At 76.0% G+C, this 14,079-nt stretch carries 13 protein-coding genes; 5 read left to right on the top strand and 8 right to left on the bottom strand.

Annotated elements, in window-relative coordinates; all coding sequences use genetic code 11:
• Positions 1-12: 12 nt before the first annotated feature.
• The 8 genes from MWU57_RS00150 to MWU57_RS00115 all read right to left on the bottom strand — a co-directional run bounded on the left by MWU57_RS00150 (position 13) and on the right by MWU57_RS00115 (position 9,279).
• Complete coding sequence (locus MWU57_RS00150) at positions 13-1,680, bottom strand: amidohydrolase (RefSeq protein WP_246906576.1); 1,668 nt, start codon at positions 1,678-1,680, stop codon at positions 13-15.
• A gap of 64 nt (positions 1,681-1,744) precedes the next feature.
• Positions 1,745-4,606 (bottom strand): RNA helicase, encoded by a 2,862-nt coding sequence (locus tag MWU57_RS00145; RefSeq protein ID WP_246906573.1) that lies wholly within the window; start codon positions 4,604-4,606, stop codon positions 1,745-1,747.
• A 72-nt stretch (positions 4,607-4,678) separates the two neighbouring features.
• Positions 4,679-5,707, bottom strand: coding sequence for a diacylglycerol kinase family protein (locus tag MWU57_RS00140; protein WP_246906570.1), 1,029 nt, complete (start codon positions 5,705-5,707; stop codon positions 4,679-4,681).
• Complete coding sequence (tatC, locus tag MWU57_RS00135) at positions 5,704-6,477, bottom strand: twin-arginine translocase subunit TatC (protein WP_308221120.1); 774 nt, start codon at positions 6,475-6,477, stop codon at positions 5,704-5,706. Before tatC ends, MWU57_RS00140 begins: the two co-directional genes overlap by 4 nt.
• A gap of 10 nt (positions 6,478-6,487) precedes the next feature.
• A complete protein-coding gene (locus MWU57_RS00130) occupies positions 6,488-6,802 on the bottom strand; it encodes a twin-arginine translocase TatA/TatE family subunit (protein ID WP_106269272.1) in 315 nt (104 codons plus the stop codon).
• 48 nt (positions 6,803-6,850) lie between these two features.
• Complete coding sequence (locus tag MWU57_RS00125) at positions 6,851-7,228, bottom strand: hypothetical protein (RefSeq protein ID WP_246906567.1); 378 nt, start codon at positions 7,226-7,228, stop codon at positions 6,851-6,853.
• A gap of 4 nt (positions 7,229-7,232) precedes the next feature.
• Positions 7,233-8,222 carry a YafY family protein gene (locus MWU57_RS00120; protein WP_246906564.1) on the bottom strand — a complete coding sequence of 330 codons (990 nt, stop codon included), beginning with the start codon at positions 8,220-8,222 and terminating at the stop codon, positions 7,233-7,235.
• Entirely contained in the window at positions 8,215-9,279 is a 1,065-nt protein-coding gene (locus MWU57_RS00115) for a YafY family protein (RefSeq protein ID WP_246906561.1), read from the bottom strand. The genes MWU57_RS00120 and MWU57_RS00115 overlap by 8 nt, the downstream gene beginning before the upstream one ends.
• A gap of 35 nt (positions 9,280-9,314) precedes the next feature.
• Between MWU57_RS00115 and MWU57_RS00110 the strand changes: the two genes are divergently transcribed.
• From MWU57_RS00110 to MWU57_RS00090, 5 genes are read left to right on the top strand one after another with little or no spacing between them, the layout of a single operon-like run.
• A complete protein-coding gene (locus tag MWU57_RS00110) occupies positions 9,315-10,511 on the top strand; it encodes a DUF3866 family protein (RefSeq protein WP_246906558.1) in 1,197 nt (398 codons plus the stop codon).
• Entirely contained in the window at positions 10,508-11,242 is a 735-nt protein-coding gene (locus MWU57_RS17940; RefSeq protein ID WP_281495082.1) for a DUF4129 domain-containing protein, read from the top strand. Before MWU57_RS00110 ends, MWU57_RS17940 begins: the two co-directional genes overlap by 4 nt.
• Positions 11,239-11,721 carry a hypothetical protein gene (locus MWU57_RS00100; RefSeq protein WP_246906555.1) on the top strand — a complete coding sequence of 161 codons (483 nt, stop codon included), beginning with the start codon at positions 11,239-11,241 and terminating at the stop codon, positions 11,719-11,721. The genes MWU57_RS17940 and MWU57_RS00100 overlap by 4 nt, the downstream gene beginning before the upstream one ends.
• Positions 11,718-12,701, top strand: a complete 984-nt coding sequence (locus tag MWU57_RS00095) for a MoxR family ATPase (RefSeq protein WP_106269279.1) — start codon at positions 11,718-11,720, stop codon at positions 12,699-12,701. Before MWU57_RS00100 ends, MWU57_RS00095 begins: the two co-directional genes overlap by 4 nt.
• Positions 12,698-14,077, top strand: a complete 1,380-nt coding sequence (locus tag MWU57_RS00090) for a DUF58 domain-containing protein (RefSeq protein ID WP_246906552.1) — start codon at positions 12,698-12,700, stop codon at positions 14,075-14,077. Before MWU57_RS00095 ends, MWU57_RS00090 begins: the two co-directional genes overlap by 4 nt.
• The last annotated feature ends 2 nt before the right edge of the window (positions 14,078-14,079 follow it).

Raw genomic sequence — 14,079 nt, 5'->3', positions numbered from 1 at the left:
GTCACCATGGTCTCAGGCGTCGATCGCGTCGAACAGCACGACGCCGTCGCGCACGGTGCGCAGGCACTGCGGCGCGCGCGTACCGGGCGACAGGTCCGGCAGCAGCGGCTGGCCGGAGCGCGCCTCGGGGTTCCACTGCGACAGCCGGCCGGGCGCGGACTGGACGGCCAGGGAGTCGGCGCGCCACACCGCGAGGTGCGCCGGCGCACCGACCCGCAGCTCGCCGGCGCCGGTGTGGTCCAGGCCGGCGAGGCGCCACCCGCCACGGGAGTGGGCGCGGAACGCGGCACGGGCGCTGATGCGCTGCGAGGAGTCGGCGTGGCTGATGGCGCCGCGCACCGCCTCCCACGGGTCGAGGCGCGTCACCGGCGAGTCCGAGCCGAACGCCAGGGGCACGCCCGCGCCGGCCAGGTCCGCGAACGGCGACAGGCTCGAGGCCCGCGGTCCGCCCAACCGGGCGGCGTACATGCCGTGCGGTCCGCCCCAGGTGGCGTCGAACGCCGGCTGGATCGACAGGGCCACGCCATACAGCAGCAGAGCGGCCAGCGCCCCGGCATCCACGAGCATGGCGTGCTCGACACGGTGGTGCCCGCTGCGCAGCAGCCCCGCGCCGGCTCGGTCGGCGGCCGCCTCGAGGCCGTGCACGAGCTCGTCCATCGCGCGGTCGCCGATGACGTGGAAGCCGCCCTGCAGCCCGGCCTCCGAGCAGGCGACCAGGTGGGCGGCGATCTGCTCCGCCGAGAGGTAGAGCTGCCCGTTCGTGGACGTCCCCGACGGGGAGGGGAACGGCAGGTCGGCGTACGCCGCGCGCATGGCGGCGGTGCGCGAGCCGATCGAGCCGTCGACCGTCAGGTCGCCGCCGATGCCGGTCAGGAACGGCAGCTCGGCCTGCAGCTGACGGGCGTCGTCGACCGACGCGCACAGCTCGCCGCGGTAGGCGACCACGTGCGGCAACGGCTCGGCGGGGTCCGCGGCCAGAGCCATCAGCTCGGTCAGCCCGGCGCGGGTGTCGACGTGCGGAGCGCTCATCTCGTGCAAGGACACGATGCCGTGCGAGGCCGCCTGCCGCAGCGCCTGCCGGTAGGCGCGGGTACGCCGGGCGAGGTCGAGGTCGTGGGCGGCGGCCCGGGCACGCAGGTAGGTCTCGCCGGTCACGACGCCGGAGCCGTCCCACGACGGGTCACGGTCGATGCCCGTGGCAGCAGCGAACGACGAGGACACGAGCGCCGTGTGGCCGTCGACGCGGACCGCCAGGGTGGGGCGCCCGCCGGTGGCCCCGTCGAGCTCGCCCAGGTGGGGTGCGCGTCCGGCGGGCCACGCGTCGTCGTCCCAGCCGAAGGCCAGCAGGACCTCTCTGCCGCCCGGGTCCCGGGCTTCGAGACGGCGGGCCCCGGCCGCCAGCGCCTCGAGGGCGGCCGGCAGGTCGCCGGCGGCCCCCGGGCTCAGGTCGACCGACTCCAGCGCGAGCCCGGTCTCCAGGGTGTGCAGGTGGGAGTCGACGAACCCGGGTGTCACCAGTGCCCCGTCGAGGTCGACGACGGCGTCGGCACGTGCCGCCAGGCCGGCAGCGGTGTCCTCGGCCCCGAGCCAGGCCACGACCCCGTCGTCGACGAGGATCGCCTCGGCGAACGGGTCCGCGGAGGAGTGGACGACACCGTTGCGGTACAGGGTGGAGGTCACGGCCGAAAGCCTAGAGCACCTGGTCGCCCCGGCCGCCACGAGCCGGTTCACGATGCTGTCACGATCACAGGCTCGAGTAGGCCACCACCCCGCGCAGGACGGCGTCCTGCGCCGTGCTCGCCGCGGCCCGCACACCCGGCCGGGGCGCCGCGACGGCGAGCTGGTCGAGGACGTCGACGACCTGCTTGCACCACCGCACGAAGTCCCCGGCGGCGACGTCGGTGCCGCGCAGCACCGCGTCGAGGCTCTTGCCCGAGGCCCACCGGTGCACGGCCCCGGCCAGACCGGTGTCCAGGGGCCCGGTGGCCTCCAGGTGGTAGGCGGCCTCCAGCGACGTGATCTGCGACCAGACGTGCGCCGTGGCGTCCAGCGCCGTGGCGAGCCGACCCTGCGGGCCGCCCGGCACGTACGGGTCGTCCACCTCGTCGCGTCGGCCCGAGTAGACCACCGCGGAGACCGCGGCGGCGAGCTCGGCCGGGTGCAGGTCGTCCCAGGTCCCCTGGCGCAGGCACTCGGCGAGCAGCAGGTCGTCCTCGGCGTAGAGCCGACGCAGCCAGCGGCCCTCGTCGGTCACCTGCAGGGCGCCGGAGTCGTCCGCGGCCAGGTAGCCGAGCTCGCGCAGCACCACGCAGGTGCGGTCGAACGTCCGCGCGATCGAGCCGGTGCGGCCCTCGATGCGCCGCACGAGCGTGGCGCGCTCACGGCGCAGCTTGTCGGCCCGCTGCGCCCACCGGGCGTGGTCGTCGCGCCCCGGGCAGTCGTGGCACGGGTGGTCGCGCAGCTCGGCGCGCAGCCGTTGCACCCGCGCGTCCGAGGCCGCGTCGGCCCGGCGTCCGGGGCTCCCGGGCGCCCGCCCGCTGCCGCCGTCGTCGGAGAACGCGCCCAGGGCGTTGCGCATCGAGGACGCCAGGTCGCGGCGGGATTCCGGCTTGCGCGGGTTGAACCCGGAGGGGATCTTCACCCTCGTCACGGTGCGCACCCCGCCGGGGACGTCGGCCAGCGTGAGCTTCTTGACCTGCTTCTCCTGGGTGAGCACCGTCGGTCGCGGACCGTCGAACCCGCCCTCGCCGCGGCCCGGGTCCAGGACCACCACGTACCCGCGGCGGCGTCCCGTGGGCACCTCGACGACGTCACCGCGGCGCAGCTTCTCCAGCGAGGCCACCGCGTCGGCTCGCCGGGCGCCCTGCTCGGCGCGCGAGAGCTCCTTCTCGCGGTCGGTCAGCGCCCGGCGGATCGACATGTACTGCGCGAAGTCGCCGCGCTCGCACGTCATCGCCTCGGAGTAGCCCTCGAGGGCCTCGGCGTGCGCCTGCGCCTGCTTGGCCAACCCCACCACGCCACGGTCCGCCTGGAACTGCGCGAAGCTGGTCTCCAGCACCTCCCGTGCTCGTTCCGCACCCACCTGGCTGACCAGGTTGACCGCCATGTTGTACGTCGGGCGGAAGCTCGAGCGCAGCGGGTACAGGCGGCGGGAGGCCAGACCGGCCAGCGCCACCGGGTCCAGGCCCAGGTGGTCGACCACCACGGCGTGCCCCTCGACGTCGATGCCGCGGCGGCCCGCCCGCCCCGTGAGCTGGGTGTACTCCCCCGGCGTCACCGGCTGGTGCGCCGTGCCGTCCCACTTGACGAGCTTCTCGAGCACCACCGAGCGGGCCGGCATGTTGATGCCCAGCGCGAGGGTCTCGGTGGCGAACACCACCTTGACCAGCCCGCGGGCGAACAGCTCCTCGACGGTCTCCTTGAACACCGGCAGCAGGCCGGCGTGGTGCGCGGCGATCCCCCGGCACAGCGCGTGCTGCCAGGACCAGAAGCCGAGCACCTCCAGGTCCTCCGGCGGGATGGTCACCGTGCGCTCGTCGATGACCCGCCGGATCTCCGCCTCCTCCTCCGCGTCCGTCAGGCGCAGGCCGGCCCCGAGGCACTGCTCGACCGCCCCCTCGCAGCCCGCCCGGGAGAAGATGAAGTAGATCGCCGGCAGCAGCGCGTCGGAGTCCAGCGCCTCGACGACGCCGAAGCGCCGCGGCGTGCGACGCTGCGGCACCGCTCCCCCGGCGGGGCGCGCACCGCCGCGACCCCGGTTGCCGCGGTCTCCGCGACCACGACGGCCCCGCTGCGTGCCGCCGTCGGACCGCCCGTGGGTGTGGAACAGCCGCGCCAGGTCCGGGTCGATCGGCGGGTTCGTGCCCGGGTCGGTCGGGTCGACGTGCCCGGCGTACAGGTCGAACAGCCGTGGCACGCCGCGCGGCTCGCTGGGTGCGGTGATGACGTGCTGCCACAGCGGCACGGGCCGGCGCTCGCTGACCACCACGGCGGTGTCGCCGCGCACGGTCGCCAGCCAGTCGCCGAACTCCTCGGCGTTGGACACGGTCGCGGACAGCGAGACCAGCTGGACGTGGTCGGGGAGGTGGATGATCACCTCTTCCCACACGGGACCGCGGAACCTGTCGGCGAGGTAGTGCACCTCGTCCATGACGACGTAGGACAGACCCTCGAGCGCGGTCGAACCGGCGTACAGCATGTTGCGCAGCACCTCGGTGGTCATCACGACCACCGGGGCGTCGGCGTTGATGGAGGTGTCGCCGGTGAGCAGGCCGACGTTCTGGGCGCCGTGGCGCCGCGCCAGGTCGTTGAACTTCTGGTTGCTGAGCGCCTTGATGGGCGTGGTGTAGAAGGCCTTCGTGCCGGAGGCCAGCGCCAGGTGGACGGCGAACTCGCCCACGACCGTCTTGCCGGCGCCGGTCGGGGCGGCGACCAGGACACCGCGTCCGGCTTCCAGGGCCGCGCAGGCGTCGGCCTGGAACGGGTCGAGCTCGAAGTCGAGGACCGTGCGGAACCGTCCGAGCTCGCCGAGGGCGTCGGCCTTGTCGCGGGCGGAGCGGGCTCGAGCGGCGGCGTACCGCTCGGCGGGGCTGAGGTCGGCCGTCATGCTCGCCAGCCTACGGTGACTTCGGCGTCCACCCGCTGCTCGGTGGTCGGTGCGGGCCGTCAGGGGCGATGCTCAGGGCCGCCCGTCGGCCAGCAGCCGGACGGCGCCGGGCACGGCACGGGCGGTCACGGGCAGGGGGCCCAGCCGTTCACCGTCGCCGTGCGCCTCGGGCAGCGAGGTGGTGCCGGCCGGCAGGTCGGCGGCCGGTGGCGGTGCCGGGGCGATGGTCACCGCACGGGCCCGCAGCAGATGCACGTCACGGCGGTGCACGTGCCGTCCGGAGAACATCAGCGGGAAGATCGTCGCGGCGCCGGCGCGGGTGAGCACCGGGGCCACGAGCACGTCGAGCAGGCCGTCGTCGACGCTGGCGTGCGGGGCGACGCGGATGCCACCGCCGATGCGGTCGGTGTTCGCGGCGGTGACCATGGCGGCGCGGCCGGTCCACGTGCGTGCGCCGGTGCCGCCGTCGGGCTGGGTCAGGGGCAGGTCTGCGGCGTCGGTGACGTCCTCGAGGTGCAGGGTGTACGCCCAGGCGCGGAAGGCGACGATCTCGGCGAGCGCGGCCAGGGTGTAGCGCGCCGGACCGCGGGGGTGCCGCATGGCGTTGGCGCGGGCGTTGACGGCGGCGTCCAGCCCGGCGGACACGGCACCCGCGACCCACCGGTCGGGCCGGCCGGGCGAGGTGACCCGGATCGCGTCGACGGTGCGCTCGGCCCCGGCTGCCAGCGCCGCCAGCAGACCGGAGCCCGCCGCGACGTGGTCGCGCACGGGCAGGCCGAGGCAGGTGGCGAAGTCGTTGCCGGTGCCCACCGCCACGACCCCGAGCGGCGTCCCGGTGCCGGCGACGGCCTGCGTGCCCAGGTGGACCATGCCGTCCCCGCCCACGACGACGAGCGCGTCCAGGCTCCCGGTCGCGACGGCGGTGCGGGCGCGCGCGGTGGCCTGCTGCAGGTCCCTGCCGGACAGGTCCGTGGCGTCGTGCCCGGCGGCGCGCAGCGCGTCGAGGAGCTCGCGCCCGGCCCGGGCGCCGCGCCCGCCGCCGGCCACGGGGTTGACCACCACACCCAGGCGTCGTGCGCCGCCGGTGACGGCCGGCGTCACCCGACGGGCGCGACGCGGCGGCGGTCGACGCGCCGGTCGTGCAGGAAGCAGATCCCGGTCGCGATGAAGTACAGGGCGCAGATGGGACCGGCGATCGCGAACATGCTGAGCACGTCCATGGTGGGGGTGACGATCGCGGAGAAGAGGAAGGACACCAGGATCGCCCACCGCCAGCCGGCCAGCCAGGTGCGTGCGCGCACGGTGCCCATGAGGTTGAGCACCACCATGAACACCGGCACGAGGAACGCGATGCCGCAGGCCAGGATGAGGCGCATGACGAAGCTGAGGTACAGCTGGGCGCCCACGAGGTTCGAGCTGCCCTCGGGCACGAAGTCGTTGAGGACCTGCACGACGTAGGGCAGGACGTACCAGGCCAGGCCGGCCCCGGCGAGGAACATCGGCACGGCGGCGAACAGGAAGCCGTAGACGTAGCGCCGCTCGCTGCGGGTCAGGCCGGGGTTGACGAAGGCGAAGACCTGGTACAGCCACCAGGGGCTGGAGACCAGGACGCCGAGGAAGAGCGAGACCTTGACCCGCATGTCGATCGCGGTCGCCACGCCGTCGAAGTTCAGGCCGATGAGCGCGCCGCGCCGTGCGGCGGCCTCCTGCAGCGGCTGCACGAGTGCCGCGAGCAGCGGGTCGTAGAGGATCCAGCCGAGGACGGCGCCGGCGAGCAGGCCCAACGCGATGCGCACGACGCGCTTGCGGACCTCGACCAGGTGGTCGCGCAGCGGCATGCGCCCCTCGGGGTCCCGGGGGGTGCGGGGCACGGTGGACCCCTCAGGCGTTCCGGTGCTCGCCCGCGCCGGGGCCGGGGTCGCTCGTGCCGGCGGCGGACGTCGGCGGCGCCGGCGTGGTGGCGCTGGTGCCGGCGGGGGCACCGGTGCCGGACCCGGCCTCCGTGGAGGCGCTCTCGGTGGTGCTGCGGCGCGGTTCGTCCTCGTCGTCGTCGCGCAGCTCACGCACCTCCTTCTTGAAGATCTTCAAGGAGGTTCCGACGCTCTTGGCGACGTCCGGCAGGCGTCGCGCACCGAAGAGCACCACGACGAGCAGGATGAGCGTGATGATGACGGCGGGGTTTCGGAAGATACCCACGGACTTCAACTCCCAAGCGTTCGGTGCGCGCCACGGGCCGGCGCCACATCAGTCTATGCCTACGCCACGGTGCGGTGGAACACCTGCGCGACGTCGTTCCAGCCAGCTCCCGGACCGCCACGCCTGCCAGGTCGCGCGCTGGCGCGCGCGGCGCGCGACCCGGCGTCGGTCACCGGCACGACGCCGTCCCTGCACGCGCGCGTGCAGGGACGCGCGGGGGGCGAACATCGTCGCGGAGGTGTCGGGACGCGCGGCCTCGGCCCGGGCGACGGCGTCCGCGACCCGCTCGGAGGCCGCACCGAACGTGCGGCCCGCGACCGTCGCCTCGCGCAGCAGCGCCAGGCCGGCGCGGACCACGCCCCAGGCGATCCAGCCCAGGAGCACCAGCGCGCACACCACGAGCAGCGTCCATCCCCAACCCGGCATGCGCTCAGCCTAGCCGCGGCGGGTCGCCGTCGTCGGCCGCGAGGGCCTCGCGGGCCGCGTCGGCCACCTCCCGGGCCACGTCGGCGGGCTCGACCGCCAGGACGTCCGGGGCGTTGGTCAGCAGCAGCCGGCGCAGCCACGCCGGGTTCGTCACCCGCAGGCGCACCTCGAACGAGCCGTCGGGCAGGTCGATGACCGACTCGACCGGGACCTCCTCGGCGACCCAGCGCGCCGGGGACGCCAGACGCAGCACCGCCACCTGGGCCGACTGCCCCGCCTCCGCGGCCACCTGGGCGAACACGTCCACGTCACCGTCCACCTCGCGGTCCTGCACCGCCTCACCGGTGGGCACGGCGTCCAGCACCCGGTCCACCCGGAACGTGCGCCGCCCCGCCGCCCGGTAGCACCAGCCCACCAGATAGGTCGCGTCGTCCTGCGTGACCAGCCGCACCGGGTCGACGTCGCGCTCGCTGACGGTGTCCGCCGCGTCGACGTACCGCAGCCGCACCCGCCGCCCCGTCGTGACCGCGTGCGCCAGGACGCCCAGCACCCGCGCGTCGCCCTCGCCACCGAGGCGCACGTCCACCGCCTGGGCGGCCTCCCCCGTGGCCGCCGTCAGCTTGTCCAGCGCCGAGGCCACCACGGCGGCCCGCTCCGGGTCGGCCTGCACCGCCGGCGTGGTGTGCATCGCGCGCAGGGCCGCCACCAGCGCCACGGCCTCACGCGTGCCGAGCCGCAGCGGTCGCGTCAGGCCCCGACCCTGGGTCAGCGACACCAGCCCCTCCTCCAGGGAGTAGGCGTCGAAGTCGATCAGGTCGTCCGGCATGTACCCCGGCGTGCCCGAGACCCACAGGGCGTCGATGTCCTGGCGGACACGTTCCGGCGTCACGCCGAACTGCCGGGCCAGCTCGTCCACGCCCACCGGACCGGCACCGTCGAGGTAGGCCACGATGCCCAGCAGCCGCACCAGCCGGTCGTCCGCCCGCTCAACCATGACGCTCCTCCGGCCCGCCGGTCCCGCCGGCCCCGTCCGGCCCGCCCGTAGCCCCTGGAGCGCGGTCCAGGCCCGCCGCGGCGGTCAGCCGCCGGCGCACCTCCGCGCGCAGCTCGGCCGGCTCCAGGACGAGCACCGCCGCCCCGTAGCCCGCGACCTCGTCCGCCAGCGCCGTCAACGACCGGAACCGCACCGTCACGACGTCACGACCCTGCGGCGCTCGCGGCACCGCACCGGCCGGCTCCACGGCGCGCGCCCGCAGCACCGGGGCACGCTCGGGCACGACGGCGAGGTGCGCGGTGCGCTCGGAGCCGACGTGGGCGCCCAGCGCGGCGTCCACGTCCACCCGGTCGGGGATGGTGAACGCACCGGCCTCAGGACCCACCCGGACCCGGCCGTCGATGCGCGACAGCCGGAACACCCTCGTCGCCTCCCGGTCGCGGTCGTGCCCGACGACGTACCAGGCGCCGCCGCGCGCGGCGATCCGCCACGGTTCGACGGTGCGCACCCGCACCCGGCCCGTGTTCGCCGCCCGGTAGCGGAACGTGGCCACCCGGCGCTCCGAGACCGCCTCGAGCAACGGCCCGTAGGCGTCCCCGGCGGCCCGCAGCCGCGGCGTCAGCCCGGCGACGGCGTCGCCCGCCGCGTCCGCCGCACCGGCGGCCGCGAGCTTCGTCATCGCCCGGGACATGTCCGTGCGCAGCGTCTTGTCCGACCACAGCTGCGCGGCCAGCGAGACCACGCCGAGCTCCGCGGGGGTCAGGTCGACCGGGGGCAGGGCGTACGCCTCGTTGTCGATCCGGTAGCCGACCTCGTCGCTGTGCCCCGAGCCCTCGACCGTCACGATCGGGACGCCGAGCGCGCGCAAGGTGTCCTTGTCGCGCTCGAACATCCGCTCGAACGCCTCCGTGGACGGAGCGCCGTCATATCCGTGCACGCCCGAGCGCACCTGCTGCTTCGTCATGGCCGCCGAGGTGTTCACCAGGGCGATGACGAGGTTCAGCAGACGCTCGTCCGGTCGGGTCGGCGGGCCGCCCGCCGCGTCATCACCTGCCATCGGCCACCACGGTAGTCCCAGGTACGCTTCCACGGGTGACGACAGGGCCGACCCACCGACGAACCGCCGCCGACCACGTGACCTGGCGCACCGGCTCCGTGACCGCCCGGGGCCGCGCCTGGCCCGGCGCGCGCGAGCTCACCGTCCGGCTCGGCGAACCGCTGCCCGCGCCGGACGGCGGGGACGGCGTCCGCGAGGTCCGCGCCCTGGCCTACACCACGCTCGTCGGGGACCCCGAGGTCGGCGACCGGCTCGCGCTGAACGTCTCGGCGCTCGCCCGCGGGCTCGGGACCGGCGGGTACGCCCTCGTCGTCGCCCCCGCCGACCCCCACGCCGTGCCCCCCGACCCGCTTCCCGGACCCGGTCACCTCGTCAAGGCCCGCTACACCCCGCTGCAGGCGATGGTGCTCGGCGTCGACGAGCAGGAGTCCGCCCACCACGACGTCCTGCGCGACGCCGACGACCTGGCGGCCACTCCCGTCGTCGTCGCCGACCTGCACTCCGCCGTGCCCGCGATCGTCGCGGGCGCCCGGTACGCCGCGGCGCTCGCGGGCACGGCGGCACCACGGGTCGCCTACCTCATGACCGACGGTGGAGCGCTGCCCGCCGCGTTCTCGCGCACCGTCGCCGCGCTGCGCGAGCACGGCTGGCTCGAGGCGACCCTCACCGTCGGCCAGGCGTTCGGCGGCGACCACGAGGCCGTCAGCGTGCACAGCGGGCTGCTCGCCGCCCACCACGTCGTCGGTGCCGACCTGGTCGTCGTGGCCCAGGGGCCCGGCAACCTCGGCACCGGGACCCGATGGGGCTTCTCCGGGGTCACGGCCGGCGAGGCCGTCAACGCCGCCGCCACCCTCGGCGGCCGGCCCGTCGCCTCCCTGCGCGTGTCCGGCGCCGACGCGCGCGACCGGCACCTCGGCGTGTCCCACCACTCCCTGACCGCGTACGGCCGGGTCGCCCTCGCGCGCGCCGACGTCGTCGTGCCGCACCCCGACGACACCCTGCAGGACCTGCCCGGCTGGGGCGCCGCCCTGACCCGTCGCGTCCACGACCAGGCCGCCACCCTCGGTGCGCGCCACCGCCTCGTCGACGTCCCCGCCACCACCGACCTCCTCGAGGCGCTGCGCCGATGCCCCGCGCGGCTGTCCACCATGGGCCGGGGCCTGGACGCCGACCCCGCGGCGTTCGTCGCGGCCGCCGTCGCAGGCCAGCACGCCCGCGACCTGCTCCCATGACAGCCGCCGGGCAGCGGACGCGCTCGGCCACCGTCTTCTCCCACCCATCCGCCCTGCTGATCCTCGCCGTGCTCGCCGTCCTCGGCGCCGCCACCGCCACCCCCTGGCACCTGACCGTGCCCGAGCTCCTCCTCGACGCCGGACCCGGCCGACCACTCCCCTCCACCGAGCCGTCCCCGCCCCCAGCCGCGCCCCGCACGGACGCCTCCACCGGCGAACCCGACGACACCATCCTGACCACCCTGATCGTGCTCGGGGCGATCATCCTCGTGCTCCTGCTGTGGGCCGCCGGCCGCACGATCCTGCGCGCGCTGCGGGACGCCCCGCGCAAGCCGCCCGAACCCGACACCCTCGACCCCGGCGGCGACCTCGCCACCGCCGCCGTCCCCACCGTCCCCCTGCCCGAGCTCGCCGACGCCGTCACCCGCGCCCTGCAGCACCTCGACGACGCGCGCACCCCCACCGACGCGGTCATCGCCGCCTGGGTGGCGCTCGAGGACGCCGCCGCCGAGCACGGCACCGCACGCGACCCCGCCCAGACGCCCACCGAGTTCACCCAGGCGATCCTCGCCACCACGCCCGCCCCACCCGGCCAGGTCGCCACGCTGCGCACCCTCTACCAGCGCGCCCGCTTCACCACCCACCCCACCGAGGACGACGACGTCACCGCTGCCCGCACCGCCCTCACCCGCATCGCCCGCAGCCTCGACACGCGGGGCACCGCACCATGACCCGCCGCCACCTGCCGACCGCCGTCGCGCTCCTCACCGCCCTCGCGCTGGCCGCCACCGGCACGCTCGACCCCCTCCACGCCCTCCTGCTGCCCTGTGCCGGCCTCGTCGTCTGGCACGCCTGGCGCACCATCGACGACGGCGCCGAGGCCGCCTGGCCCGCACCGCCCGCCGAACGACGCCACGGCGCCCGCCACGACGTCACCGACCTCGGCTGGGCCGCCTTCACCCGTGACGGGCGGGTCTCCGCCCGCATCACCCGCCGCGTCCACGCGATCGCCCAGCACCGGCTCGCCCCCCACGGCATCGACCTGACCGACCCGCACCACCGGGACGCCGCCGCGACGATCCTCGGCACCGACGTCGTCGACCAGCTCCGCTCCCGCCGGCCACCCACGCCGCGCACCCTGCACCGCTGGCTCGACGCCGTCGAACGCATCCCGCCCGACCCCCCGCGCACCGGAAGGCCCTCCGCATGAACCACCCCGCCACCCCGCTGCCCGTCGCCGACGTCGCCGACCGCGGCCGCGCCGTCCTCGACGAGATCGGCACCGCCGTCGTCGGCATGCGCGACTCGCTCGAGCTGGCGCTCGCGGCGGTGCTCGCCGGCGGGCACGTGCTCTTCGAGGACGTGCCCGGCCTCGGCAAGACGCTGGCCGCGCGGTCCCTCGCCACGGTGCTCGGGCTCGACTTCGCCAGGCTGCAGTGCACGCCCGACCTGCTGCCCAGCGACGTCACCGGCTCGAGCGTCTTCGACCCCGCCACCCGCGAGTTCGTCTTCCGGCCCGGGCCGGTCTTCACGGGGCTGTTCCTCGCCGACGAGATCAACCGGACGGCGCCCAAGACGCAGTCGGCGCTCCTGGAGGCCATGGCGGAGCGCCAGGTGTCCGCGGAGGGCACGACCCGCCCGCTGCCACGGCCGTTCCACGTCGTGGCGACGTCCAACCCGGTGGAGTACGAGGGCACCTATCCGCTCCCCGAGGCACAGCTCGACCGCTTCATGGTGCGGCTCGCCGTCGGCTACCCCGACCGCGACCAGGAGCGCGACGTGCTGCTGCGCCGGGTCGCGCGGCGGCAGGAGGCCGCACCGGTGCGCCGTGTCGTCGACGCGGAGACCGTCCTGGCCATGCAGGCGGGCGTCGAGGCCGTCGAGGTCGACCCGGACGTGGCGGGCTACTGCGTCGACCTCGCCGCCGCGACCCGCGCGCACCCCTCGCTGGAGGTGGGTGCCTCGCCCCGCGGGTCGCAGAACCTCCTGCTGCTGGGACGCGCGGTCGCCGTGCTCGACGGGCGCGACCACCTCCTGCCGGAGGACGTCAAGCGGGTCGCGGTCCCCGTGCTCGCGCACCGGCTGACCCTGACCCCGACCGCCTGGGCGGCCGCCGTGCGCCCCGAGGACGTGGTCCGCGAGCTGCTGGCGTCCGTCCCCGGGCCCGCTGCCGTCGGGTCGGCCCGGTGACGTTCGAGACCACGGAGCGTGCCAGGGCCCAGGAGCGCGGGACGCGCCGGCCCGGGGAGCCCGTGTGGCGCCGGACGCCGCACGGCGTCGTCGGGACGTCGGTGGGGCTGCTGCTCCTGGCGGTGGGGCTGCTCGCCGGGCGTGCGGACGTGGCGCTCGTGGGCCTGCCGGTCCTCGTGGGTGCCAGCTGGTCCGGCAGACCGGGTGCGCTCGCCCAGGGCGTGCCGGACCGGGTCACCCGGACCAGGCTGACGTCGGACGACGAGCAGGCGAGCCCGGGCGAGCTCGGCGCGACGCTGCTCCTGGACCCGCCGCCCGGGGCGGAGCTGCTCCAGGCACGCGTCGCGGCCCCTGGGCACGTCCCGGTCGACGTCGTGCTGCCCGCCACCCGGCGTGCGGTGCGCCTCGGTCTGGCGACGGTGCGCACCGGTCCGCAGTCGACGTTCGTCGTGGACGTCCGCGGTCACGGGGCGGGCGGGTCGACGGCGGAGGACCCGGTCCGCTCCTCGGCGCCGGACCGGCTCGTCCTGCCGCAGGTGATGCCGCTCGGACGCGTGCCCCTGCCCCACCGGCTGCGCGGCCTGACCGGCCCGCACACCTCGAGGCGCCTCGGCGACGGCAGCGAGCTGCGTGACGTGCATCCCTTCACCCCGGGCGACCGGCTGCGCCGCATCGACTGGCGTACCACCGCGCGGCGCGCCCCGGACCTCGACGAGCTCTACGTGCGTCGCACCCACGCGACGGCGGAGGCCACGACCATGCTGGTGGTCGACTCCCGCGACGAGGTCGGCCCGGACCTGCGCACCTGGCGGGGCGAGGGACCGCAACGCATCGACGAACCGACCTCGCTCGACCTCGCCCGGCACGCCGCGGCGTCGGTCGCCCGGGCGGTCGTGGACGCCGGCGACCGGGTGGGCCTGGAGGACCTGGGGCGCCGGCGCCGACCCGTGCCGCCGGCCGCCGGGCGACGACACCTGCGGCGCGTCCTGCACGGGTTGGCGACGTCGAGCCCGCTCGGCCCACCGGCGCGGCGGCTGCGTCCGCCGCGCGTGCCGGCGGACGCCGTCGTGTACCTGTTCTCCACGGTGCTCGACGACGAGCCGGTGCGCATGGTGCGCACCTGGCACGAGGGCGGGCACCGGGTCGTGGTCGTCGACACCCTGCCCGCCGTGCGGCCGGTCCACGAGGAGCACCTGCGCATCGCGTGGCGGGTGACCAGCATGGAGCGCGAGGACCGGCTGCGGCAGCTCAGGAGCGAAGGCGTGCCGGTGGTGGCGTGGGCCGGCACCGCCCGGGCCGAGGCGCCCACCCGGTTCGAGGCGATCGTGCGGGCGGCGGAACGTCACCACGGCTCCTCGGTGCGGCACCTGACCTGAGG

Origin of the sequence: Isoptericola sp. S6320L, assembly GCF_023015685.1 — a bacterium.
Classification (GTDB): Bacteria; Actinomycetota; Actinomycetes; order Actinomycetales; family Cellulomonadaceae; genus Isoptericola; species Isoptericola halotolerans_A.
The sequence above is the reverse complement of the archived record's forward strand: the minus strand, read 5'-3'. Positions and strand labels throughout refer to the sequence as shown.

Excerpts from the sequence above, each read along its gene's own strand:
- MWU57_RS00145 (WP_246906573.1), bottom strand. The coding sequence starts at position 4,606 with ATGACGGCCGACCTCAGCCCCGCCGAGCGGTACGCCGCCGCTCGAGCC.
- MWU57_RS00125 (WP_246906567.1), bottom strand. The coding sequence starts at position 7,228 with ATGCCGGGTTGGGGATGGACGCTGCTCGTGGTGTGCGCGCTGGTGCTC.
- MWU57_RS00120 (WP_246906564.1), bottom strand. The coding sequence starts at position 8,222 with ATGGTTGAGCGGGCGGACGACCGGCTGGTGCGGCTGCTGGGCATCGTG.
- MWU57_RS00115 (WP_246906561.1), bottom strand. The coding sequence starts at position 9,279 with ATGGCAGGTGATGACGCGGCGGGCGGCCCGCCGACCCGACCGGACGAG.
- MWU57_RS17940 (WP_281495082.1), top strand. The coding sequence starts at position 10,508 with ATGACAGCCGCCGGGCAGCGGACGCGCTCGGCCACCGTCTTCTCCCAC.
- MWU57_RS00100 (WP_246906555.1), top strand. The coding sequence starts at position 11,239 with ATGACCCGCCGCCACCTGCCGACCGCCGTCGCGCTCCTCACCGCCCTC.
- MWU57_RS00095 (WP_106269279.1), top strand. The coding sequence starts at position 11,718 with ATGAACCACCCCGCCACCCCGCTGCCCGTCGCCGACGTCGCCGACCGC.